Annotated in this window: 25 protein-coding genes and 2 tRNA genes; 12 read left to right on the top strand and 15 right to left on the bottom strand. The window is 46.5% G+C overall.

Annotation, left to right across the window (positions count from 1 at the left end; all coding sequences use genetic code 11):
- Positions 1-2: 2 nt before the first annotated feature.
- Positions 3-1,301 carry an inosine/guanosine kinase gene (locus ACPUEK_RS16155; protein WP_425641460.1) on the top strand — a complete coding sequence of 433 codons (1,299 nt, stop codon included), beginning with the start codon at positions 3-5 and terminating at the stop codon, positions 1,299-1,301.
- A gap of 44 nt (positions 1,302-1,345) precedes the next feature.
- On the opposite strand, the gene ACPUEK_RS16160 is transcribed toward ACPUEK_RS16155, so the two are convergent.
- Positions 1,346-1,431: transfer RNA gene (locus ACPUEK_RS16160), tRNA-Leu, on the bottom strand.
- 61 nt (positions 1,432-1,492) lie between these two features.
- The gene (locus tag ACPUEK_RS16165; protein ID WP_425641461.1) at positions 1,493-2,713 is read right to left on the bottom strand and encodes an EAL and HDOD domain-containing protein; all 1,221 of its coding nucleotides are present in this window, start codon (positions 2,711-2,713) and stop codon (positions 1,493-1,495) included.
- Between the two features lie 205 nt (positions 2,714-2,918).
- On the opposite strand from ACPUEK_RS16165, the gene ACPUEK_RS16170 reads away from it, so the two are divergent.
- From ACPUEK_RS16170 to ACPUEK_RS16190, 5 genes are all read left to right on the top strand, one after another.
- Positions 2,919-2,994: transfer RNA gene (locus tag ACPUEK_RS16170), tRNA-Ala, on the top strand.
- A 264-nt stretch (positions 2,995-3,258) separates the two neighbouring features.
- Complete coding sequence (locus ACPUEK_RS16175; protein WP_425641462.1) at positions 3,259-3,873, top strand: alpha-ketoglutarate-dependent dioxygenase AlkB family protein; 615 nt, start codon at positions 3,259-3,261, stop codon at positions 3,871-3,873.
- Between the two features lie 106 nt (positions 3,874-3,979).
- Positions 3,980-4,990, top strand: coding sequence for a tryptophan--tRNA ligase (locus ACPUEK_RS16180; RefSeq protein ID WP_067218145.1), 1,011 nt, complete (start codon positions 3,980-3,982; stop codon positions 4,988-4,990).
- Positions 4,991-5,004: 14 nt separating this feature from the next.
- Positions 5,005-5,868: a Tim44 domain-containing protein gene (locus ACPUEK_RS16185; RefSeq protein WP_067218141.1), complete on the top strand. Its 864-nt coding sequence runs from the start codon at positions 5,005-5,007 to the stop codon at positions 5,866-5,868.
- A gap of 105 nt (positions 5,869-5,973) precedes the next feature.
- Positions 5,974-6,486 carry a chemotaxis protein CheW gene (locus ACPUEK_RS16190; RefSeq protein ID WP_082866155.1) on the top strand — a complete coding sequence of 171 codons (513 nt, stop codon included), beginning with the start codon at positions 5,974-5,976 and terminating at the stop codon, positions 6,484-6,486.
- Between the two features lie 60 nt (positions 6,487-6,546).
- Here ACPUEK_RS16190 and ACPUEK_RS16195 read toward each other — a convergent pair whose 3' ends face one another.
- Positions 6,547-6,978 (bottom strand): acyl-CoA thioesterase, encoded by a 432-nt coding sequence (locus ACPUEK_RS16195; RefSeq protein WP_067036386.1) that lies wholly within the window; start codon positions 6,976-6,978, stop codon positions 6,547-6,549.
- Positions 6,979-7,114: 136 nt separating this feature from the next.
- Between ACPUEK_RS16195 and ACPUEK_RS16200 the strand changes: the two genes are divergently transcribed.
- Positions 7,115-8,266, top strand: a complete 1,152-nt coding sequence (locus tag ACPUEK_RS16200) for a pyridoxal phosphate-dependent aminotransferase (RefSeq protein WP_425641463.1) — start codon at positions 7,115-7,117, stop codon at positions 8,264-8,266.
- Between the two features lie 10 nt (positions 8,267-8,276).
- Here the strand turns inward: ACPUEK_RS16200 and ACPUEK_RS16205 are convergent, their stop codons facing one another.
- From ACPUEK_RS16205 to ACPUEK_RS16240, 8 genes are read right to left on the bottom strand one after another with little or no spacing between them, the layout of a single operon-like run.
- A complete protein-coding gene (locus tag ACPUEK_RS16205) occupies positions 8,277-9,035 on the bottom strand; it encodes a cobalamin biosynthesis protein (RefSeq protein WP_425641465.1) in 759 nt (252 codons plus the stop codon).
- Complete coding sequence (gene cobI, locus ACPUEK_RS16210) at positions 9,032-9,754, bottom strand: precorrin-2 C(20)-methyltransferase (RefSeq protein ID WP_425641467.1); 723 nt, start codon at positions 9,752-9,754, stop codon at positions 9,032-9,034. Before cobI ends, ACPUEK_RS16205 begins: the two co-directional genes overlap by 4 nt.
- A complete protein-coding gene (cbiE, locus tag ACPUEK_RS16215; protein WP_425641469.1) occupies positions 9,754-11,031 on the bottom strand; it encodes a precorrin-6y C5,15-methyltransferase (decarboxylating) subunit CbiE in 1,278 nt (425 codons plus the stop codon). The genes cobI and cbiE overlap by 1 nt, the downstream gene beginning before the upstream one ends.
- A gap of 19 nt (positions 11,032-11,050) precedes the next feature.
- Positions 11,051-11,692 (bottom strand): precorrin-8X methylmutase, encoded by a 642-nt coding sequence (locus ACPUEK_RS16220; RefSeq protein WP_425641470.1) that lies wholly within the window; start codon positions 11,690-11,692, stop codon positions 11,051-11,053.
- Complete coding sequence (locus ACPUEK_RS16225) at positions 11,689-12,465, bottom strand: precorrin-6A/cobalt-precorrin-6A reductase (protein ID WP_425641471.1); 777 nt, start codon at positions 12,463-12,465, stop codon at positions 11,689-11,691. Before ACPUEK_RS16225 ends, ACPUEK_RS16220 begins: the two co-directional genes overlap by 4 nt.
- Positions 12,462-13,583 carry a cobalt-precorrin-5B (C(1))-methyltransferase gene (locus tag ACPUEK_RS16230; RefSeq protein ID WP_425641473.1) on the bottom strand — a complete coding sequence of 374 codons (1,122 nt, stop codon included), beginning with the start codon at positions 13,581-13,583 and terminating at the stop codon, positions 12,462-12,464. The genes ACPUEK_RS16225 and ACPUEK_RS16230 overlap by 4 nt, the downstream gene beginning before the upstream one ends.
- 6 nt (positions 13,584-13,589) lie before the next feature.
- Positions 13,590-14,918: a cobyrinate a,c-diamide synthase gene (locus ACPUEK_RS16235; protein WP_425641474.1), complete on the bottom strand. Its 1,329-nt coding sequence runs from the start codon at positions 14,916-14,918 to the stop codon at positions 13,590-13,592.
- 24 nt (positions 14,919-14,942) lie between these two features.
- Positions 14,943-16,688, bottom strand: a complete 1,746-nt coding sequence (locus ACPUEK_RS16240) for an AAA family ATPase (RefSeq protein ID WP_425641475.1) — start codon at positions 16,686-16,688, stop codon at positions 14,943-14,945.
- Between the two features lie 177 nt (positions 16,689-16,865).
- On the opposite strand from ACPUEK_RS16240, the gene ACPUEK_RS16245 reads away from it, so the two are divergent.
- Positions 16,866-18,701 carry an ABC transporter ATP-binding protein gene (locus ACPUEK_RS16245; protein ID WP_425641477.1) on the top strand — a complete coding sequence of 612 codons (1,836 nt, stop codon included), beginning with the start codon at positions 16,866-16,868 and terminating at the stop codon, positions 18,699-18,701.
- A 59-nt stretch (positions 18,702-18,760) separates the two neighbouring features.
- Here ACPUEK_RS16245 and yeiP read toward each other — a convergent pair whose 3' ends face one another.
- Positions 18,761-19,333, bottom strand: a complete 573-nt coding sequence (gene yeiP, locus ACPUEK_RS16250; protein ID WP_067218107.1) for an elongation factor P-like protein EfpL — start codon at positions 19,331-19,333, stop codon at positions 18,761-18,763.
- Positions 19,334-19,519: 186 nt separating this feature from the next.
- Between yeiP and ACPUEK_RS16255 the strand changes: the two genes are divergently transcribed.
- The 4 genes from ACPUEK_RS16255 (at position 19,520) to ACPUEK_RS16270 (ending at position 21,996) form a co-directional block, all read left to right on the top strand.
- A complete protein-coding gene (locus tag ACPUEK_RS16255; protein ID WP_425641479.1) occupies positions 19,520-20,062 on the top strand; it encodes a sigma-70 family RNA polymerase sigma factor in 543 nt (180 codons plus the stop codon).
- Positions 20,059-20,739 carry an anti-sigma factor gene (locus ACPUEK_RS16260; RefSeq protein ID WP_425641480.1) on the top strand — a complete coding sequence of 227 codons (681 nt, stop codon included), beginning with the start codon at positions 20,059-20,061 and terminating at the stop codon, positions 20,737-20,739. Before ACPUEK_RS16255 ends, ACPUEK_RS16260 begins: the two co-directional genes overlap by 4 nt.
- Positions 20,740-20,852: 113 nt before the next feature.
- A complete protein-coding gene (gene msrB / locus ACPUEK_RS16265; RefSeq protein WP_067218101.1) occupies positions 20,853-21,332 on the top strand; it encodes a peptide-methionine (R)-S-oxide reductase MsrB in 480 nt (159 codons plus the stop codon).
- Positions 21,333-21,417: 85 nt separating this feature from the next.
- Entirely contained in the window at positions 21,418-21,996 is a 579-nt protein-coding gene (locus tag ACPUEK_RS16270; protein ID WP_067218097.1) for a fasciclin domain-containing protein, read from the top strand.
- An 83-nt stretch (positions 21,997-22,079) separates the two neighbouring features.
- Here ACPUEK_RS16270 and ACPUEK_RS16275 read toward each other — a convergent pair whose 3' ends face one another.
- From ACPUEK_RS16275 to ACPUEK_RS16285, 3 genes are read right to left on the bottom strand one after another with little or no spacing between them, the layout of a single operon-like run.
- Positions 22,080-22,541 carry a methyltransferase family protein gene (locus ACPUEK_RS16275; RefSeq protein WP_425641482.1) on the bottom strand — a complete coding sequence of 154 codons (462 nt, stop codon included), beginning with the start codon at positions 22,539-22,541 and terminating at the stop codon, positions 22,080-22,082.
- Positions 22,542-22,562: 21 nt separating this feature from the next.
- Entirely contained in the window at positions 22,563-23,060 is a 498-nt protein-coding gene (locus tag ACPUEK_RS16280; protein ID WP_425641483.1) for a GNAT family N-acetyltransferase, read from the bottom strand.
- Positions 23,060-23,659, bottom strand: coding sequence for a YitT family protein (locus ACPUEK_RS16285; protein ID WP_425641485.1), 600 nt, complete (start codon positions 23,657-23,659; stop codon positions 23,060-23,062). Before ACPUEK_RS16285 ends, ACPUEK_RS16280 begins: the two co-directional genes overlap by 1 nt.
- Positions 23,660-23,715 lie beyond the last annotated feature (56 nt).

Genomic DNA, 23,715 nt, shown 5'->3' on the forward strand with positions numbered 1-23,715 from the left:
AGATGAAATTCCCCGGTCGACGCAAACTTAAACATTACTTCCCAGTCACTCAGGCAAATTCCAATTTACCTAAGTCTGAAGTTCAGCCAAGCAAAGATACCTACATCGTCGGTTTAGATGAAACCATTGTCGATGTTATTGCAGCCGTCGAAGACGATTTTATGGCGCGACATGGTATCCGAAAAGGCTTATCAAACCTAGTCGACACAGAAACCGCGAGCAAAATCTATCGCGAACTGGTCGCAGAAGGACGAATATCCGATCATTTTGCAGGCGGTACGATTGGTAACACCTTGCATAACTACTCCGTTTTAGCCGATGACAAATCTGTTCTGCTTGGAGTGATGTCTAATAGCATCATGCTTAATTCGCCAGAGTATCACTACATATGTCATACCAGCAGCAAGGTCGATATGAGCCACTTACAAGGTGTTGAGGAAGACATTGGCCGAGGTATTACACTTATAAGTCAAGATGGTGAGCGTACGTTTGCTATCGCCCCTAATGCGATGGACGATATCTGCCCAGAGGTTGTGACGGAAGAGATCATTTCTAATGCATCGGCCTTTGTTACCTGTGCCTACCCGCTTCGACACGCCAATAAGCCGATCAAAGCCACACTAATGAAATGTCTAGAACTGGCAAACAAGCATAATGTTCCCGTGGTGCTAACGCTGGGCACCCAGCATTTAGTCGAAGAATACCGTGATGAGATAGAGCACATTATCAAAGACTACGTGTCTGTCGTTGCGATGAACGAACAAGAAGCGGAAGCATTAACAGGTCAATCAAGCGTACTTCTGGCTGCGCAAACAGCCTTAGATTGGTGTGATATGGTGCTACTAACAGCGGGAGCGGAAGGGCTGTATCTATGTGGCTACAGTGATGACGTTCATAAACGTGAAACAACGCACCCCATTAAGTCCGCTGAGATAGCAGATTTCAATCGCTGGGAATTCTCTCGCCCTCAGCGCAAAAAAGACTGCCAATCCCCTATAAAAGTATATTCGCACATTGATCCCTACATGGGTGGACCTGAGCGCATCCGCAATACGAATGGAGCTGGTGATGGCGCTTTATCAGCATTATTACATGACATCGCGGCCAATGGTTTTCATCAACAGCAAGTACCAAACAGCAGTAAGCACGAAACCAAGCATTTAACCTATTCTTCTTTCGCGCAAGTCTGTAAATATGCAAATCGTGTAAGCTATGAAATTCTAAGCCAACACTCTCCAAGGCTATCAAAAGGACTACCTGAGCGAGAAGACAGCTTAGAACAAGCCTATTGGGCTCGATAGAAAATAAAAAAGCCGACTTAGGAACTAAGTCGGCTTTTTTAATATGGTACCAGTGGCCGGACTCGAACCGGCACGCTTTATAGGCAATGGATTTTGAATCCATCGTGTCTACCAATTCCACCACACTGGCTTTGAAATTGTGCCGCATATTCTAGTGTTTTTTAGAACGCTGTCAATGGCTTAGTGGAAAATTATTCAAGTGTACTTAAAATACCTTGAGACCACACTAACGACTCAAAATAGTGTGAACTTAGTTGGTTACGAATCCCCATAGGAAGTTTGAAAAGTTTTTCTAACATCCCTCGCTCCATACACTCTACACTGTAAAGGACTTTCCCCAAGTTACCTTTATATTGTTTCAATGCGTCTTCTAACTCACTATTAAGTTTAATTTGCTGTAGTAACTCGCTTTTTGGAATCTGAAGAATTGCATCCATCCCCGACATCAAACCAACCATAAACGCTTCATCACTGTTTATATGTTTAGATTGCAGCGCTATGAGCTCACAACACCGAGCCCGTGCTAAAAGCTGCCTAATATCAGTTGAATTGCTTTTATTGTTAGCGCTTAGCGCTATTAGCATTGTCCAACGCTTAATCTGCGTTAACCCAAGGTAAGTAACGGCTTCTTTAATCGAAGAAACAGACACTCTCAACCCAACGACCGGGCTATTCAGCAACCGTAACATTTGGAAAGATAATGCGGGAGCCTGTGCTACCAATTTAGACACTTCGTTAATACATACATCTATATCTTGCAATATATTAAGCAGGCGTAAGGCATTCTGCGTATCCGATTCTATACGTCGCCCTTTAACTATTTCAGGTCGACATAAATAATAGCCCTGAAAGTAATCAAACCCCATCTCAAGACACGACATAAACATCGCTTCATTTTCAACTTTTTCTGCAACTAACTTTAAGCCTAAATTTTTTAGTCGCTCAATCTCGTTGACAATGCTGTTTGGAGGAGTACTGAGCACATCAATTTTGACAATCGACATGTAAGGTAAAAGTGGCTGATAGGACGCTGAATATTCATAATCATCTAAAACAAAACGAAAACCCAGCCCATGCCATTTTTTAATCGCCAAAATGAATTCAGGCGTAATCGTTTGATTTTCTAGAATTTCAATGAAGACGGTATCAGGGGAGATAGGAAAAAAAGCTTCTGACAACACAAGCTCTGCTGTCATGTTGATAAAAAAAGGCTGCCTAAGTTGCGTATTAAGTTCACTGATGCCCATGCATAAGTTGACCAACACTTGGCTTGTTGCCATTTGCGGGTTATCAAAGACAGCATGCTCTTCATGCTCTCCCCGAAACAGTAACTCATAGCCAAACAGCTTTCGATTCCTGTCGAAAATAGGCTGTTGCGCCATTAAAAGTTGATCAAAAGCAACTGTTTCCATTATTGAGCACCCTCGATTCGCAAAAAAACTGTGAGCTTAATAAAACCGACGCCCCCAAAATGCCGATTCATGATAAACAGGAATTGTGTAAATTAATAGACCTCCCATGTAACGGTTTGTTTTTGTTGCTCTGATTTTATTGACATGCGATACCTACATCCATAAAATCCATTTTCGTTAATTAGTTCATATCTTTGAATTGATTGGGGCCTTAGCTCAGCTGGGAGAGCGGTTCGCTGGCAGCGAACAGGTCAGCGGTTCGATCCCGCTAGGCTCCACCATACTTCCTAACACTCGTCATATCCTCCCTAATACACAGTAAGACTAAAAACAGCATTATTTATGCATTTCGTATTGGCGCGTAGGGATTTTATATATGCAAATGCGGCTTAACGGATCTCCACTTATTGAGTAAAAGCTGTAGGCAGCAAAACCACCAACGATAACATTACGACCATAATTCCCTTATTACAAAGTGATCCGAAATACGGGACAACCGAGTAATCATCTGTTAGTAGTTCGCACAAATAAGGGCATCGACGTAAATGAAAGATCTCTTCTCACAAATTGAATCGGAGCCTTTGTCTCTTTTGCCATACGATGGCGATGTAACGTATTGCGGCCATTTGATTCAACCAGAGCAGTCCCACATTTACTTTAACCAACTACTTAACGAAATCGATTGGCAACATGATCAAGCCGTGATTTTTGGCAAACACATCATCACCAAACGTAAAGTAGCCTGGTATGCGGAACACGCCTTTCAATACACTTACTCTAAAACCACCAAAACAGCCAAGTTATGGACTCCTCTTCTATTAGAAATAAAAGAACACGTTGAACGACAGACGCAAGAACATTACAACTCCTGCTTATTGAATCTTTACCATGATGGTTCTGAAGGTATGTCTTGGCACAGTGATGCGGAACGCGAACTGGTCGAACAAGGTGTGATTGCGTCTCTAAGCTTTGGCGCAAAACGTAAGTTTTCTTTCAAACATAAAGACACTAAAGAAACCTATTCGGTTGAACTAGACTCGGGCAGTTTACTGGTTATGAAAGGCGCGACTCAACGCCATTGGTTACACAGCCTTCCGTCCACTAAAAAAGTCGACACACCACGTATCAACCTTACCTTTCGTCAGATTCGAACCGAGTAAATAGTAGTGGCTTTTCCACGTTTGAAATAGGATGGTTTTAGGCTACGTGTACCCTAACTTTTATGATAGGGTACACACACCTTTTTATATGATTGAGTAAGGAAAAATGGGTAAAGAAATTGTTTTAACCGGTATCACAACGTCGGGGACACCCCACCTAGGCAACTATGTTGGCGCAATTCGCCCAGCCATTGAAGCCAGCCAACGCGAAGACACAGAATCTTTTTTCTTTCTAGCCGATTACCATGCCTTGATTAAATGTCAGGATCCAGAGCGTGTAAAACAATCTCGTCTAGAAATCGCGGCAACTTGGCTAGCGTGTGGCCTAGATACTGACAAAGCAACTTTCTATCGTCAGTCTGATATTCCTGAAATCTCTGAGCTTAACTGGCTACTGACTTGCGTCACCGCAAAAGGTTTAATGAACCGTGCTCATGCTTATAAAGCAAGCGTTGATGACAATGTCAATAAAGGCCAAGACCCAGATTATGGCATCACAATGGGTCTATTCTGCTACCCCGTTTTAATGGCAGCGGACATTCTGGCTTTTAATGCCAATAAAGTTCCCGTCGGCCGCGATCAGATTCAACACATTGAAATGGCGCGCGATATTGGCTCTCGCTTCAACCATTTGTTTGGTGAGCATTTTGTCATGCCTGAAGCTGTGGTCGCTGGCGATGACAGTGCCATTTTAAAAGGCTTAGATGGCCGTAAGATGAGTAAGAGTTACAACAACACCATCCCACTTTTTGATACTGAAAAGAAATTAAAAAAAGGGATTAACAAAATCGTCACCAACTTGCTTGAACCTGGAGAGCCTAAAGACCCTAATAGCTCTACCGTATTTGATGTCTATAAAGCCTTCGCAACACCTGAACAAACAGCTGAGATGCACCAAAAATTCTTAGAGGGTATCGCTTGGGGTGAAGCTAAGAAGGAACTTTTTGAACTGATTAATAGTCAACTAGAAGAGCCAAGAGAAAAATATCTTGAGCTTATGGCGAACCCTGCCGAAATCGAAGCAGTTTTACAGGCCGGTGCTGAAAAAGCCCGTGCCCGAGCACGAGCTCTGATCTCTGACCTTCGTAAAGCAGTTGGTTTGGTTAACTTCGTCTGATTTGGAGAAATAACGTGAGAACATCAGTTTATGCCTTACTTATGGCATTTGTATTAGCAATCGGTATGGGAGGTTTTGCCTCTGATGCGGAAGCAAAACGTCTTGGTGGCAGCAAAAGCTTTGGTAAAAGTTTTTCTACCAGTAAAAGTGCAACTAGCCCGACAAGTAGCAGCACATCAAAAGCGGCTGCTGCAGGCGGTACTACTAAGAAATCAGGCTTCCTTGGCGGCTTAGGTGGTGGACTTTTAGGTGGCCTATTGGCGGGTGGCTTATTTGCCGCACTCATGGGCAGCGGTGCATTCGATGGTATTTCCTTTGGTGATATTCTACTGTTCGCAGTGATCGGCTTCTTGATCTACAAATTCTTCTTTGCCAAGAAACGTCAAGCTGCGCAAACAGCTGGCGCGCAAGGTATGTACCGTGAAATGCCCAATTCGACACGCGACAACGTACAGCCGTCACCGATGTCTGGTATTTCTGGCTTTGGTTCTCAACCTGAGATCCAACTTCCGCCAGGCTTTAATGAACAAGCCTTCATTGCTGAAGCCAAGAACCATTATGTGACACTGCAAAAAGCATGGGACAACAACAACTTCGAAGAAATCAGTGACTACTTTAGCGCTGATGTTTGTGCTATGTTGCGTGAAGAGCGTGCTAAATATGGTTCAGATAAACCTCGCACAGAAGTCGTTTCCTTAATGGTAGACCTTGTTCGTGGTGAGTTTATCGGCTCAACAGCTTCTATTTCATTACGTTTTAGCGGTTGGATCAAAGAAGGTGATCAAACCACTGAAGCCAATGAAGTATGGCATTTAGAGAAAAACCTTGAAGATGCTCAAGGCAATTGGACAATTGTTGGCATACAACAAGACAACTAATTGTTACTTAATTTATCAAGCCAATGCGTTGTATTTCGTCTATTCTACTAAGTAAACGAGCAGCGCATTAGCGCATATCATCGGATTGATAATAGGTTTAGAGCCATGTCTGAATTAGCGACAATCAAAGAATCAGGAAATTTGCCTACTGAAAGTAAGAAGGGAGAATTACTTCAATACCTTACTTTCAAACTTTTGGATGAGACTTACGGCATCAATGTAATGCAAATCAAAGAAGTTTTGCGTTACAGTGAAATTGCTCCTGTTCCAGGAGCTCAGTCTTATGTCCTTGGTATCGTCAACCTTCGCGGTAATGTTGTAACGGTAATTGATACTCGTGTTCGATTTAGTTTACCTGAGTGTACTATTTCCGATGACACACGCATTATCATTATTGAACATGATGGCGAGCAAATAGGCATGCTAGTTGATGCTGTAAAAGAAGTATTTTACTTGTATCAAGGTGAAATCGAACAAAGCCCTAGTGTCGGTAACGATGAAGCGCTGATGTTTATCCAAGGTGTCTACCAGAAGGAAGAAGAGTTAGTGATTCTTCTGGACCTGAACAAAATGATTGATTCAGACAATGAGCAACTTGCGATTGGCTCGATGATTTAATGGTTGATTTTCAATAAAAAAGCAGCTTAGGCTGCTTTTTTATTGTGCGAAATACGGATATTAGAATTCGTTCATAGATTCATGAACATAATCCGGCAGATCTTTTTCTGCTGGAATCGGTGTTGATTTCCCAGCATCGTCTATAGCAACAAACTTAAACAGACCTTCTGTTACTTTTTCACGTATTCCGATCCGTCCTCGGCGAACCCATGCTTCCACATGAATATCCATGGAGGTACGCCCTACTGCTTTCACATACGTATAAACACCTAATATATCGCCCACCTTAACTGGACGAATAAAACTCATCCCATCCAATGAGACGGTCACCACACGTGACTGAGCACGTTGCCCAGCACAAATACCAGCCGCGATGTCCATTTGAGACACTACCCAACCACCAAAAATATCACCTGCTGGGTTTGTATCCCCAGGCATTGCTACGGTACGCGTAGTAAGGCGACCTTTTGTTTCGTTTACTTCCCCAGACATTCATTTCTCCTACTGTCGGAATCGACACTTTATAACAAAGCTGGGCATCAATATCAGTAACTGTTTTGACTCTTTAACTCCGCAGCACTCTGAATTAGCATTAGCAACGCGATTTCGCCTAGAAGGAAACAAAATTATGCGCCAATTTGATAGTAAACTCCCCAGTACTGGCACCACCATTTTTACGCAAATGTCTGAATTGGCCGCCAAACATCAAGCGATCAATCTCTCTCAAGGTTTTCCAGATTTTGATGGGCCAAGCGAGCTATTAAACCGAGTGGGTCATTACATTCAGCAAGGCGCCAACCAATATGCTCCGATGACAGGTGTTCCTACCCTGCGTCAGGCGATCCAAAGCAAGTTGTCGCGTTGCTACAATCACCAAGCCGATGTAGACACCGACATTACCGTCACATCCGGTGCGACAGAAGCCTTGTTCGCAACGATTTCAGCGTTTGTACAACAGGGTGATGAAGTCATTGTATTTGACCCAGCTTACGACTCCTATGATCCCGCTATTCGCCTAAATGGGGGCATACCGGTGCACCTTGCCCTATTGCCACCCTCCTTTGCCATTGATTGGCAAACCGTCGCAAATGCCGTTACCGAGAAAACTAAGATCATTATCGTTAACTCACCTCATAATCCAACGGGGACAGTATTCTCGAGCAATGATTTAGATGCGTTGTACGAGTTAGCGGAGCAGCATGATTTATTAGTTCTGTCCGATGAAGTATACGAGCATATCGTATTTGAAGGCGCTGAACATCAAAGCGTGTTACGTCACAAGGCTCTAGCTAAACGCAGCGTTGTCGTGTCTTCATTTGGAAAGACGTACCATACAACAGGCTGGAAGATTGGTTACTGCGTTGCCCCCGCGGCATTAATGGCTGAGGTTCGAAAAGTCCATCAATATCTGACGTTTAGTTCCAGCACACCGATGCAGTTGGCTTTAGCTGACTATCTAGCGGCGCACCCCGAACACGATGAAATACTACCGAGCTTCTATCAGCAAAAACGGGATTTCTTCAATAAAGCAATGAGCGACAGCCGGTTCACATTTACACCGTCGCCAGGCACCTACTTCCAACTGATGGATTACAGTGCTATCCAAGATATACCTGACAGCGAATTTGCGTTGTGGCTGATTGAAACCGCAGGTGTCGCGGCCATTCCGATTTCTGTTTTTTACCAAACGCCGCCAGAAGACCTGCGTTTGGTGCGTTTCTGCTTTGCCAAGCAAACAAGCACGTTAAGTGCCGCTGTTAAACAACTGGTCACGCTGTAGGTTAATTGACCTACACCTGATAACTTCGAGCCACCGCGCAGGTAGCTTTGGTGTTCTTGATTTTGTTTAAGCAGAGCTCCGGTGAGGCGCCTGTTCTACTTCTCGCGCCCACCAAGGCAGCAGACTCCGCAACGCCATACACACCAACGGTTTTAAACACATAGTCCGAGCGCGTACTCAGTAACGGCTCAACCTCTGATAGAGCGTGAGCTGAGTACGTTATAAAAGGCCATTGATACTTACGCGCCAATTCAATCAAATGTGTTTCATCGGCTTTAATATCGATACTGTAAAGTCCCGATACTTGCTCGGGTGTTAAGCCTATTTGTGCCAGCCCTTGTAGCATTAAGTCTTCTAAATAAGGTAATGGACAATGACGTTCGCATCCCATGCCAAGCGTATACACTGGATTTAAATAGGCATTAGCCGTGGTCATAACCAATTGCGCCCCCATTAACTCTGACATTTCCAGCCCCCACTGATTGGCGCCACCCTCATGTCCTGACAATAATGGAATCACGAATTGCCCTAATTCATCCATTACCAATACAGGGGGATCTTGGTGCTTGCTTGCAATGACGGGCGCTAGGGTACGCATAACAATGCCGGTAGCACAAATAAACAACAGCGCATCACCCTCGCGAAAATAGCCTTGTACGACATCAGCAAACGGCTGGGGCTTAAAATGTAATTGGCTATGTGGCAACGCTGCATGAAGTTGCTTACCCAACGCCAGCCCTGCATCCGTTAAGGCAATGATACGTATCACCGTGTACCTCGCTCTTGACGTGTTATCACAAACAACGAAAAGTAAGGCCCTGCGTCATCCGCCAACTGACTCACATTTCGCTCAATACGCTCGTTGTCACGGCCGATGTGCTCAAGATACTGAGCATCCGCCACTCGCTGTGTCTCACGTAAGGCTTGCAAAATCTTCGGTCGAGCACGCCCAGCCTTCATGATCACAACGGAATCATGTTGCTTAAGCGCTTCGCTCAATTGCTCGTGGGTATGACGACCACTCATGACACAAAAAGACTCTTTCAATACCACCAAAGGATGCTGTAACGCTGACGCCGCCGCATGAACACTGGAAATACCAGGAATGACTTGTACTTTGAAGCGATGAATTAAGCGCTCCATCACATAAGCAAAAGAGCCAAAAAACAAGGGATCCCCCTCACATAAAAAAGCGACATCTAAGCCTTGCTCTAATGCGCAGGCGATTAAGGTGACTCCTTGATCATAAGCCTCATTCGCTGCATCCCGTTGCGTCGACATCGGCATTCCGATCACAATATCATCCAACTCTGGCTGACGACGATCTAAGGCAATCTGCGCAATTTGCTTGGCTTGAGATTGACCTGACTCACCCGCGAGATACGCAATCACATCGGCCTCTTCGATATGACGAACCGCTTTTAAGGTCAATAACTCAGGGTCACCTGGCCCTACACCTACTCCATATAAAATTCCGTGTGACGCCATTAGGCTTTCTCTCCTGATAAACATTTTTCAAAGCGCCACAAACTAACGGGTAAATGTGGTCGGCGTATACGTTTACCGGCCAATCGTTCGCCGCGATACACTTGAAGCGTTGAGCTTTCATCATAGGCATCTTGCGCCGTATCGCGTTTTGCTAAAAATGTCATGGTTTCCATCATCGTGGCATCGGTCACAGCATTGACTAACAACACGCCTCCTAAAGGCAAACGCTGCCATACCTCATCGAGAAGCGCCTGCATTTCACCATCACTCCCGCCAATAAAGACGCGCTTAGGTACCGGTAAATTAGCCAACGCCTCTGGCGCTCGCCCTTGCACAACATGTAGATTTTTGACCACACCAAAACGCTCACGATTCGCCTCTAAGCATGATAATCGCGTTTCATGATGCTCTATTGCGAAGACCTCACTCTCGGGGTTCCAGTAAGCCAACTCAACGCTAACTCCGCCACAGCCAGCGCCGATATCCCATACAACTTCTTTGGCTTCAACACCAAGATAGGAAAGTACTGCTAAACGCACTTCGCGTTTGCTGATCATCCCTTGACCATCACCTTTATCTGTGACGAATAAACTATCTTTAAAACCCGGTGTGGAAGGCAAACGTCCCGGCTGAGCGCTGGTATTAACAATAACCACATTTAGGGGATCAAATGCGTCTTCCACATGAGCCAAGCTATTGGCCGTATAGCGAACCACACGTTCATGTTCGTAACCTAGGCGCTCGCAGACAAACAACTCACTCAAACCAAGTCCCATCTCAACGCACTCTTTGGCAATGGCTTGAGGATTGTTGGTTTTGTCGGTCAGCAACAACAGCGTTTTAGATGGATGAAGCTGAGTACGAATCGAGGCCAACGGGCGGCCATGTACACTGAACACCTGAGCATTCTGCAGGGAGATCCCCAAACGATGACAAGCAGCTTGGATACTGGAAACATTTGGGTAAAAGCGCACTTCTTGATCACTAAAGGAACGATGTACCCATGCACCAATACCATAGTACAGCGGATCACCTGAGGCTAAAATCACCACACGCTGCACACCTAAAGAAGCCCATTCATCCATGTGATGCTTTAAGTCCTTTAGTTTAGGTAATAGATGCGTTTGCGCGGTGGTGCCATACATTTTCACCATCGACAACTGGCGCTCACTGCCCACTAATTTATCTGTCTCGGTAAGCTTAGCGAGTACTTCTTGCGCTTCTTTTGGTAATTGCGCCTGTTCATTTATCCCTAATCCAATAACATGAATTTTCACAGCATTCCCTACCCTGAATTTAATAATATTCGCCGATATTACAGCGTAATAAAGCGTTGCAGCTGGCCGATGTAACAGCACTGCCGCCCATGCGACCGAGTAAGGTCACACACTCAACGCCCAACACTTTATGGTCATTCCATAGAGCTTGCTTGGATTCAGCCGCTCCAACAAAACCAACTGGCATACCGATGATCAACGCCGGTTTTGGCGCGCCTGCACGAATCATTTCCAGCAAACGAAACAGTGCCGTAGGCGCATTGCCAATCAATACCACACTGCCGGCAAGATGCTCTTGCCAAAGACTTAAGGCGGCCATAGAGCGCGTCTCATCTTTACTTTTAGCCAGCTCAGCTGTTTTTGGATGATTCAAAAAGCACAAAGGCTCGCGTTCGATCATACGTTTGGTCACCCCCTGCTTCACCATTTCTACATCGCAAAGAATCGGACAGTTTTGCGCCAAGGCGATTCGGCCCATCTCACAAGCGTTATCACTTAAACGTATCTGTTTGGCGATATCTGGCAGCCCTAAGCTGTGTACGACTCGCATGACGACTTGTTGCGCATCACGGGGTAAATGGTCTAATTGGGTTAAGGCACGAATTTGTCGAAAGCTTTCCTGCTCGATGCCCTGCGGGCTTGCATCGTATTTGTAAATCACTGCTGTTGCGTTCCCTGAGTACGAGATGAAGTTGATACGATCGCTTGAACCGCATTAATGAGTTGAGAATAATCTGAAAAGGTTTGCTTAGCATCCCGTACAGTTGGGCGTTGATGCAGTAACACGGGGATACCTAGCTCACGTGCGGCTTCAAGCTTAGCAGAAGTCGAATCTCCCCCACTGTTTTTGGTCACGATCACATCAATTGCATGCGCTTCGAGTAGCTGTCTTTCGTGCTTTACATCAAACGGTCCAATGGCTTTTAACCAAGTAATGTTGGCGGGCACATCACATGTCGGCGACGCTGCCGTACGCCAAACACCTTGCTCAAAAGAGTTTTGAGATGTTAATGCTTGAAGCAATGGAAGCGTCATCTGCCCTGCACTGAGTAAAGGTCGTTTAAAGCCGTTTAATTGCTCCAGTAACGTGTCATTATCAGCGTACTCGCGCCAGTCGTCTCCGGCTTGGGGTGTCCAAGCTGAGCGTAAAAAACGCCAAACAGGCACAGCTGTTTGTTCACCTGCTGCTATCGCTGCTGTACTCATATTCGCCGCATAAGGGTGAGTCGCATTAATCACTAAGTCTACCTGCCGCTCTTTTAGAAACATCGCTAGGCCACCAAACTGAGTAAAACCACCCACAAGCACCTCACAAGGCAGCGTCGGCACTCGAACTAATCCAGCAATGGAATACAACACCTCATGGCGTAACTGACTCAATCGCTCCGCCAAATGGCGACCATCAGCCGTGCCGCCTAATAATAGAATTCTCATAACCGCCCCTTTGGCTCAATGGCTTGCCCAACAAACTGCCCTTTACGGTCTATGGCCAGTACCTCTAAATCCATATGCGAAGGTATAAATCGTCGACAAAAGTCGAGCGCCTGCAGACAAACCGCATCCGCCAACGGCAGCGCTTCAGCCTGAGCAAACGTCAAAGCTTCGACACTGGTATTCGCCTGAGACATTGCCTTTTTCAGGGATTCACTGCCTCCCAGCGTACTCGCCAATTCAGCTAAGGACATTAAATCGATCGAGGATGCACGCGAGTTTAAATCCATATGCTGCTGAGCCAATTTGCTGATTTTTCCAAAACCACCGCAAATCGTCAGTTTGTTTAATTGCATTGTTTGATTTTCAAGACGCCTCACATGCTTGAGTAATGCGCCAATAAAGTCACCCATTTCGATTAAGGCCATATCCTCTAAAGCATCACGCTCGCGAATGGCCGTTTCACTGGCATTTCCCGTTGTCGCGGCAATGTGGCGATGGCCATTGGCACGCGCCACATCAACCCCCTGTTGAATCGATGCGATATAAGCACCACAGGAAAACGGACGCACAATTCCCGTTGTCCCAAGAATCGAAATCCCCCCCACTATCCCTAAACGAGGGTTCATTGTTTTCAGCGCGATCTGCTCACCCTTTTCAACGCCAACCGTCACCTTAAACCCACCTAAATAGGCTTGCTCTTTAGCCAAGGCTGTTAAATGGTCTGAGATCATTTTACGTGGTACCGGATTAATGGCCGGTTCGCCCACATCAAGCAGTAACCCTGTGCGAGTGACGATACCAACCCCTTGCCCTGCAGCAAACTGAATGCCTGTTTGTGACGTTAGCGCTAATGTTACCCAAACCGTGGCACCATGTGTCACATCAGGATCATCGCCCGCATCTTTAACAGTAAAGGCCGTCACACTGTTGTTATGAACCTCGTAAGACGTGATAGTAAGCGGCACCTCTTGCCCTTTAGGCAACGTGATAAACACTTGCTCTGGTTGCATTTTGCCCAACAACATCATCGCTGCAGCAACGCTGCAGGCGGTGGCACATGCCCCTGTCGTCAACCCCGACCGAAGAGGTTTGGCTTGCTCACTGCTTTCCGGCCACATACCGTATTACTCACTCTCGCCAAGAAACAGCACGGCTGTGGCGGCAAAGTTCGAGGCAAAGAATAAATGCAGGTAACTGGCCGTCAGTCCTTTGTCGCGAAAAATAGGCTCCCCCGGCGCTGGATGTCGTTGGCGACGGCCATGACTGAGCGGCTCAGGCGTATTTTCACTTAAAGAACGATGATGCGCATGAGCGCGAATGTCTCCTTCTGGTAACGCAGCGGTTTGCATACCTTGGCAACCCCGCTTACCACGCATGGCACCGTCACCTTGAATTAATCCCAACATTGGATAGGTGTTATGCTCCAGGTCAGTCAAGGTTTCTAAGCAATACAGCAGCCCACCGCACTCCGCTAATATCGGTTTATTTGCGGCAAAGAAGGTTTGGATTTGATCTGACATGACTCGATTTTCAGAAAGCTTTTGCGCATGCAATTCCGGATAGCCACCCGGTAACCATAGCGCATCCGCTGGCGGCAACAATCGGTCTCGCAACGGTGAAAAGAACGTCACCTGTGCACCTAGGGCTTGCAACACGCGCAGGTTGGCATCGTAGATAAAGCTAAAGGCTTCGTCTTTAGCAACAGCGATCGTTTTGCCCTGCAACGGTGTACCTAGGTCTGCTTGAGGCGCTCCTTCTGGCGCATAAAATGCGATCGGTTCTGGTAGGGTTAATAAACTGGTATCTTCGGTTTCACTTAACCAACGAACGGCGGCACTAAAACACGCCTCTAGCTCATCGCCAACCTCTGACGCCTGAACCAATCCCAAATGACGCTCAGGCAGCATCACTTCATCATTGCGCTTCAGGCTGATTAATAACGGTAAGTTCTTAGGCAAGGCATCACGGATCAATTGCGCATGACGCTCACTGCCACAACGGTTGGCGATCAATCCTGCGACAGTCACATCATCGCGAAAATTTGCCAAGCCAGTTGCTACCGCAGCGGCCGTTTGCGCCATCCCTTGAACATCCATAACAATCGCTACGGGTATCTTGAATCGCGCCGCCAAATCGGCGCTTGAGGGCTCTCCATCAAACATGCCCATCGCGCCTTCCACCAAGATTAAATCCGCTTCTTGCGCAGCGTCAAACAGCATTTTTTGACAATACTCGTCTCCAGCCATCCAAATATCCAATTGCTCAACAGGCTGCTTGGAGGCTTGCGCTAAAATCTGTGGATCAAGATAGTCTGGACCGGTTTTAAACACACGTACCACTTTCCCCTGCTCGGTAAAGTAACGTGCTAATGCCGCAGTAATGGTGGTTTTGCCTTGGTTAGACGCCGGAGCAGTTAAAAATAATGCGGGGCAATAGGCCACGTTTGTTGTCATTGTCATCACTTCTATTGAAAGTTGCTATGGAGCAAGTAGGTTGCTTAATGGAATGTAAACGGCCGATATGGCTTGCGCCAACTCCTGAGCACGACCACGCTTAACCGATGCGAGCTCTGTGTCTACGACAGTCAATTGTCCCGGCCATGATTGGTTCGCAAAAGCACCTGTGACTCGCCCATCGGTCAAAATATAACTGAACACTTCTATATCTGGCTGTTGATGTTTGACTTGAGCCAAGTAGCGCTCAGCGTCCTCAAGCGCTTGATGGATGGGCGTACCGCCTCCGGCTGTGAACGCATCGAGTTGAGTGCGAATACTGTGTGGAGCACGTACCTGTGGTAGCAACCAATCGACCTGCTCGCCACCAAACCCTAAAATACTGATCCTTTCTCGTTGCAAATAGGCGCGCTCAGCAATGTCGAGTACCACCCCTTTGGCTTTAGCAAAGGTCTGATCACTCAACGTAGAACCGGAAGTGTCTAGCAAAATACAATGCAAAACCACTTTGCCCTCACGGCCTTTACGTCGCACTAATTGTTGCGGAGGCCATTGTCCTAAACTGCTACGCAGCGTTTGCGCCATATCAATAGCGCCGGTTTGCCGCTTGCCTTGACGAGTACCACCTTGGTTTCCCCCACGCTGTTTGCCAGCACCGAAGGAGCCATAAAGGGATGGCCGAACCACAGCTTCGCTAAAAAATGCGGTACTTAGCCCAAGCACGTCTTGGGTCGTTTGTAGTTCAGGGGGCATACTACCAAACTCACCAACAGATTCAGATTCATTCTGCGGTGAAGGTAAAGACTTTCCCGGCGTTGCTTCCTCCTGCTTCGACTCTGGCGGGCGCCTTGAACTCGGTGGCGGTGAGCTAGGAGGCGCGGAACTTTTAGGAGCCTGAGCTTGCTGACGACGATGAGCTAACACAAACTCTTCAACCGCTTGTACATCGTCAATGGAAACGGTGTCCGTACCTCGCCATGCGGCATGAGCGACAGCGGCCCGAACCCAGACAATATCAGCTCGCACACCGTCAACGTTTGCATCTTGGCAGCGGCTGGCAATATCCATGCGTAAAGCATCGGCACACTTAATCTTTGTTAAGCGTGTTTTGGCTTGGTTAATACTTTGGCGTAAATTGCGCTGTTTGTATTTAAAGGCATCGCAAAAACCTTTTGGGTCTTGGTCATATTCATCCCGTAATCGGACAATTTGCACGCGTTCCTCTAAGCTGTATTGATTCGATAAAGACACCATAAGACCAAAGCGATCTTTTAATTGCGGACGCAATTCGCCTTCTTCGGGGTTCATGGTGCCCACCAGCACAAATCGGGCTTTATGTTCGTGGCTGACGCCATCTCGCTCTACTCGGTTAACGCCACTGGCGCTGACATCCAACAGTACATCCACTAGGCTGTCAGGCAATAGATTCACTTCATCGACATACAGGATGCCTTGATCGGCTTTGGCCAACAACCCAGGTTGAAACCTGACGTGTTTGTCATTAAGTACCGCGTCGATGTCTAATGAGCCAAGTAATCGATCTTCCGTCGCGCCTAACGGCAAGGTGACAAATGGCGTATCCAATGCATCGTGTTGAGGCATGACTCCGGCTAACCCTCGGGCCAATGTTGACTTGGCACTGCCACGGGGACCGGCAATCAATACCCCACCAATACGAGGGTTAATAGCGCTTAGAATCAACGCCAATTTCAGAGTGTCTTGCCCTGCTACCGCGGTGAATGGAAAGTTACTGAACATCACATCTGCCATGAGTACCTACCGAAAAGGCTTCACTCTTGAAACCTTTGTGTAAAACGAATCTCGAACCTTAGCGGCGCCCTGAAACCAAGTCAAATTGAAAACGCACGCCATGACTTGAGTGTATTCGATGACACCCGGATAGCGTTACAATACGAACATCTGTTCAGGCTCACAGGAACGCTTTACATGAAACGCGCAAATGCTAACCGCAATACTATTGATATGAACATGCTTGGCGTGTTCCGTTACAGCAAACGCGCACTGGAATTGGTGTGGGCCACCTCCTCCCAGCTGACCATTGGCCTCGCTGTTCTAACGTTAATTGCAGGGGTGCTTCCGGCCGCTATGGCGTATGTGGGGCAACTGATTGTCGATGCCGTGGTCGCCGCCATGGACAGCTATCAAACCACTGGGACCATTGATTACTTCCCGGCACTCTATTACGTCATGATCGAAGCCTTTATTGTGCTGATTATGAGTGGCAGTCAACGAGGGTTGGCAGCGTTGCAGGCGATTTTACGAGAGCTATTAGGTCAACGCGTCAATATGACTATTTTGGAAAAAGCACAATCCCTTTCACTGGCGCAATTCGAAGACTCTGAATTTTATGACAAGCTGGTTCGCGCCCGCCGAGAAGCCTCAAGCCGCCCGCTGGCATTGGTCAACAAAACGTTCGCCTTATTGCAGAATGGCATCTCTTTGATCAGTTTTGCTGTTTTGCTATGGCAGTTTTCGCCATGGGCATTAGTACTATTAGTGTTGGGTGCGTTGCCTGCGTTTATTGCCGAAGCGAAATTCAGTGGCGATGCGTTTCTATTAGCTCGCTGGCGTTCGCCGGAATTTCGCCAGCAAAACTACTTAGAGACTTTGCTGGCACGCGAAGACAATATTAAGGAAGTGCGCCTTTACCAGCTGAGCAAACGTTTTTTAGGGCGTTATCGAGACATATTTTTAAAGATGTTTCGTGAGAACAAACGCTTAATAGTACGCCGCGAAACATGGGGCTTTGCACTTGGGATTATCGGTACCTTAGTGTTTTATAGTGCTTATGGTTGGATCGTCACTTCGACGGTCATCGGTGCCATTACGCTTGGTCAAATGACCATGTACTTATTACTGTTTAAGCAAGGCCAAGGTGCGGTGGCTTCTTCGTTAACCAGTATTAGCGGTATGTACGAAGACAACCTGTATTTATCAAACCTATACGAATACCTCGAACAGCCAACGCTAGCAAGTCAAATTGGGCAAACAGTTGGCCCTCAGCCGGGGGATGGCATCCGTTTTGAGCAAGTTAGCTTCTCTTATCCGGGAAATCCTGCGCCATCGTTAAACAATGTTGATTTACACATTCGCCCAGGCACCAGTCTTGCCATTGTCGGCGAAAATGGTTCAGGCAAAACCACGTTAATAAAGCTGCTTACCCGCCTTTACCAACCTACACATGGTCGTATCCTATTGGATGGCTTGGATCTAAAAGACTGGGATGAACAGGCCCTACTGACTCGTATTGGTGTGATCTTTCAAGATTTTGTTCGCTATCAATTTATCGTCGGTGAGAACATCGGTGCAGGCGATGAAACACGTTTTCATGATGAAGACGGCTGGCACCAAGCAGCAGAGTTGGGCAAAGCCACAGACTTCATAGGGGACTTAAGCGATGGCTACCACACACAATTAGGGCGCTGGTTCAAAGGCGGACAAGAGCTCTCCGGTGGCCAGTGGCAAAAGATCGCCCTAGCGCGCGCGTTCATGCGCGAAAAAGCCGATATATTAGTGTTGGACGAGCCCACCTCAGCCATGGATGCCGCGGCGGAGGCCGAGATATTTGCTCACTTTCAAGAGCACACCCAAAGCAAAATGGCAATTTTGATATCCCACCGTTTTTCGACGGTGCGCTTGGCCAACGAAATCATTGTCATGGAGCACGGTGAAATTAAAGAACGTGGTACCCATGAACAATTACTAGAACAAGCGGGACAGTACGCGCATTTGTTCGCGTTACAAGCCAAGGGCTACCAGTAAATCACTCATAAAAAAGCCGTGACGACCGTCACGGCTTTTAAAACTAAGCTTCTTTAGCGTTACTTCTCAGCACGGCCTGAGAATTTGCGCTCTTCTACATTCACGCGGATACGATCGTTTGTACCGATGTACTCAGGCACTTGGATGGTTGCTCCCGTAGACAATAATGCTGGCTTAGTACGTGACGTTGCTGACGCACCTTTAATGGATGGGTCAGTCTCTGTTACCGTCAATTCGACCACTTGTGGTAGTTCTAATGCGACTGGCGCATCGTTTACCAACACCACTTGAATACCCGCCGTTTCTTCATTGAAGAACAAAGCTTCATCAGCAATCGCTTCTTTATTTAGGTTATAAGGCGTGTAGTCTTCTTGATCCATAAAGACGAAGTCGTCGCCATCCATGTACGAAAACATCGCTGGACGACGAATTAGGTCTGCTAGGTTTAGCATCTCTGAATCTTTGAATGTCTCATCGATTTTACGACCAGTCACCACGTCATACATACGCATGCGATATAGACTGCCTCCGGCACGGCCCTGTGGCACCGAACGCTCGATGTCACGCACAATATAAGTTTTACCATCGTAATCAACGGCTGTATTACGCTTAATTTCACTGGCTTTTGGCATGTTCTAATGTCCTAACGATTTTGAAAAACATTGTAATGCGCCGCAAATAGGCGCTGATGCAGATGCTAAGCGACTTGCTAAGTTTGTGCCAGTCTTTAATACTAATAACCACTCTGATCTAATCTACACTTATCAGCGTAAGCTACGTATGACCTATGGGCCACATCACTCTAAAAAGGAAGCTCCATGCGCGAATTGTCTGAGATCGAGCAAATGCTTATCGACATAGCCAAAGGAAATCAACAAGCCTTCTCTGAACTTTATGACTGCACCAGCGCGAAACTTTATGGGGTTTGTCTACGTGTATTAGAGGACGAGGCAACAGCACAAGACGTTCTTCAAGAGGCATACATTAAAATCTGGCATAAGGCGGTTCAGTACCAGTCAAATGGGCTAAGCCCAATGACATGGTTGATCACCATTGCACGCAACAGCGCTATTGATCGACGCCGATCTCAAGCCAGCAAGCCAACTGAATCCATGGAAGACTATGAGCTGGAATCACAGCTGGATGGCCCTGAGCAATGTGCTCATACATCGCAAACTCAACGTCAACTGGAAGACTGTCTGAATACACTGGAGCCCGACCGCGCCGATGCCGTAAAAGGCGCTTACTTAGAAGGGTTAAGCTATGCCGATTTGGCAGAACAATTTTCTGTTCCATTGAACACGATGCGGACTTGGTTAAGGCGTAGCTTACTCAAATTACAGGGGTGTATGGGCCAATGAATTCATCACCAGAACAACATGTCGTCGCAGCCGAGTACACATTAGGACTGCTATCATCAGCTGACGCGCAAGCCTTTGAACAAAAAATGCGGACGGACCCTGTTGCCAAAGCGGCCTATATTTATTGGGCAGAACATTTCGCAAACTTGTCGGATCAGTGGGATGAAAGTATTCCTCCAGAACACATTAAACACCAGCTAGAGAACTATCTAAAAGCACAATCAGACGTGATTCCTTTAATTAAACTCGACCAAAAAGAGAAATATCGGTCGCCTTTATGGGCGATGGCGGCTGCCGTGGTATTAGCCGTAGGCATTTGGTTAGCCATTCCTGCTCAATTTGAAGCGAATTATCAAACACATTTAGTGTCTGAAACAACGGATCTGGTGGTTGATGTCTTTGTCGATGTAGACGACAAGCAATTGCGTATCGAACCTTTACAAGGCTCCGCTTCGTTAGAGGGAGATTATGAGCTTTGGGTTGCGATTGGTGATGGCGCGCCTATGTCCTTGGGCGTCTTAGACATCAACAATGTCCAAGAGATTTCATTGGATGTGAGCTGGTTAGCCGGACTCTCTAATGCGCATATGGCAATTAGTTTAGAACCTAAAGGAGGTTCACCGACAGGACAACCCACTGGGCCTGTGTTAGCCGTCGCCGACACAGTGGCACTTTAACTTAGTAGCACTGTAAGAAAAACGCACTTTGCGGCGTCTAAAGCCAAGAGAGATGAAACTTTCTTGGCTTTTTTTACGTCTCTTATAAGTATATTAATAATAGGAGTCACCTCATGAACAGACGTCACTTTTTAAAAGGCACGTTAGCCGTGGCACTAATGAGCCGTGGTATGACTGCAATCGCATCAGCGGTCAGTGAAGCCAACTATGAAATAACGAGAACAGAGGCGGAATGGCGCACACTACTGACAGACTTTGAATACCAAGTCATGCGTGAAGAGGCCACAGAACGTGCCTACTCAAGCCCACTTAACGATGAAAAACGTACAGGACTGTTCCACTGTAAAGGTTGCGATCTACCTCTTTATGATTCAGCAACGAAATTTGACAGCGGAACCGGCTGGCCAAGCTTTTACGACAGTCTACCTAATGCGGTCGGCACCAAAGATGATCGCAGCTGGTTCGTGACCCGCACCGAAGTGCATTGCCGTCGCTGCGGCAGCCACATGGGCCATATTTTCGAAGACGGGCCAAAGCCTACAGGCCTGCGCCATTGTATAAATGGTGTGGCAATGACTTTTCATCCAAATTAATTTTAAAAATTTTGAAACTTTCTGAATAACGCCACGTGTGTAGGAGTACAAGGTTCATAATTCATAACAAAACGGGAGCACTACCATGAAACTTCTTACAACACTAACGGTGACCACTGCATTAGCGATTACTGGCTGTTCAAGCACGCCATCAAGCCATGACAGCATGGCAGACAAACATGACAACCCTATGGTGGGCGGTGCACCGATGTACGCTAGCAAGAACATCATCGAAAATGCCGTAAACTCTAAAGACCACACGACTCTAGTGGCGGCAGTGAAAGCAGCAGGTCTTGTCGATACATTGCAAGGTGAGGGTCCATTTACAGTGTTTGCGCCAACGAATGCAGCGTTTGATAAATTACCTAAAGGCGCGGTAGCAAACTTGTTAAAACCTGAAAACAAAGCCGCTCTACAAGAAGTGTTAACCTGCCATGTCGTCGGCACCAATGCTCTATCAAGCGCGATCACAACCATGATTGACGATGATATGGGCGCTCACCCAGTACCCACATTAGGCGGTTGTATTCTAACCGCAACCTACAAAGGCGATACGATTATGCTGGAAGATGAAAACGGCCGTATGGCGCATGTCACCATCGCTGACGTGAAGCAGTCAAACGGTGTTATCCACGTCATCGACACAGTATTGCTGCCAAAATAGTCAGCTCTAAAAAATAAACCTGCTAACCGAACACTAAAAAGCCCAAACAGAGCACTGTTTGGGCTTTTATAATGTGATCGACTTTACCACCAACGTGGTACACGATTGGTGTACTCTTGAAAGGTCTGACCAAAGCGATGCCCTAAAATACGCTCTTCAGGAATAATTTGATAACGCGTCAAGAAACAAACAAACGCAGCGATGTAAAGCGCCATCAGCGGCGAACCTTGCCAAAACATATAGCTGCTTAATAATAGTACAAAGCCCAAATACATAGGATTACGAGTTTTGCTGTAAATACCTGATGTTACCAGCGTACTGGACTGCGAGGGATCACGCGGATCAGGTGTTGTATGATGTATCACAAACCACAACACACCTAGCACACAAAACAAGCCACCAATGACAAAACTGAACCATCCCAAAGCACACAAAAACCACCCTACTGAGTCAAATGCAGGTAAACACCCAGCACTGGCCCACATCACAGTCGCTGTTAAAATGAACAACAACGCTGGTGGGATTTTTAATTCAAGACTATCCATTTGCAACACCTCGTTAAAAAGCTATAGCAGGGATTTTGCCATACTCGTGTTTTCAAGCAAAACACCGAATCGCTCAATTTGATTGCGCTGAGTAGGTAAAAAGCCAAACTTCAGAAAAAACTCATAAGCGGCATCCGACGCCTGGACTCGCCACTCTGTTTTATTTCCATAGTGATGGACGACATACTCTCTGGCCTTGATCACTAGGGCCTTTGCAATGCCTTGACGTTGAACTCGCGGGCACACATAAAGGCATTCAATATCGCCCTTTAGATCTAATTCAATAAATCCTAAGCACTCTTTATTTTGCACCCCCAAAGCGACCCAAACCTTACGTTCTTGAAGCCGTTGGCGCCAGCTTGAAACTTCTAAACAGTCCGGGGCCCAAACAGACTTTTGCTCAGGTGAATAAATCACATCAGGAATGGCATGGACGCTACGGTAGCAAACATCCAATAACGTTCGATAGGACACCAACTCTTCATCGAAATGATCAATAACAACTTTTTGAGCGTTCATTAGGCGTGCTTGGTCTCATTGTTTTGCGCCCATTTTGGCGGACGATGATAGCGCCCAACAACCGAGCTTAATAATAGGAATGCTAATAAAGAATACAGCAGACTCCACCCGTCGAGTACAAGTACCGCGACAGACAGCACACATAAGTCAGCAATGAGTGTGGTACGACTCGCGTGTATGTTAAAACGACGCTCTAAATAGACCGCCAAAATATTTAAACCACCTAGTGATGCATTGTGACGAAATAAAATGATCAAACCAAACCCTACCAGCATACCGCCTAAGATCGCCGCAGCAATTGGATGAACCTCAAGATGTACGATATGACGGAACAATTCAGATAGCAGGGACAATATGCTCACCGCAGCAAGGGTACGAAACGCAAATTCTTTGCCGAGCGCGCGCCACGCTAAAATGTAAAAAGGTAAATTTAAAACGAAAAATAATTGTCCAAAGCTTAAACTGGTCAGTTTTAACAGAATCATGCCGATGCCTGCGGTACCGCTGATCAAAAGACCGACTGAATTCAAAATATGCAGGCCTAGGGCCACGAGAATGCAGCCTTCAAGAATTGAAAGCCATTGATGTGTCAGTTTCATAGTTGTTTTCCCAATCATCACGCTTACTTTTGGTTGAGCGCAGGTTAGTAACGTAA

This window comes from Marinomonas gallaica, from assembly GCF_049821165.1.
In the GTDB taxonomy this organism is placed as follows: domain Bacteria; phylum Pseudomonadota; class Gammaproteobacteria; order Pseudomonadales; family Marinomonadaceae; genus Marinomonas; species Marinomonas gallaica.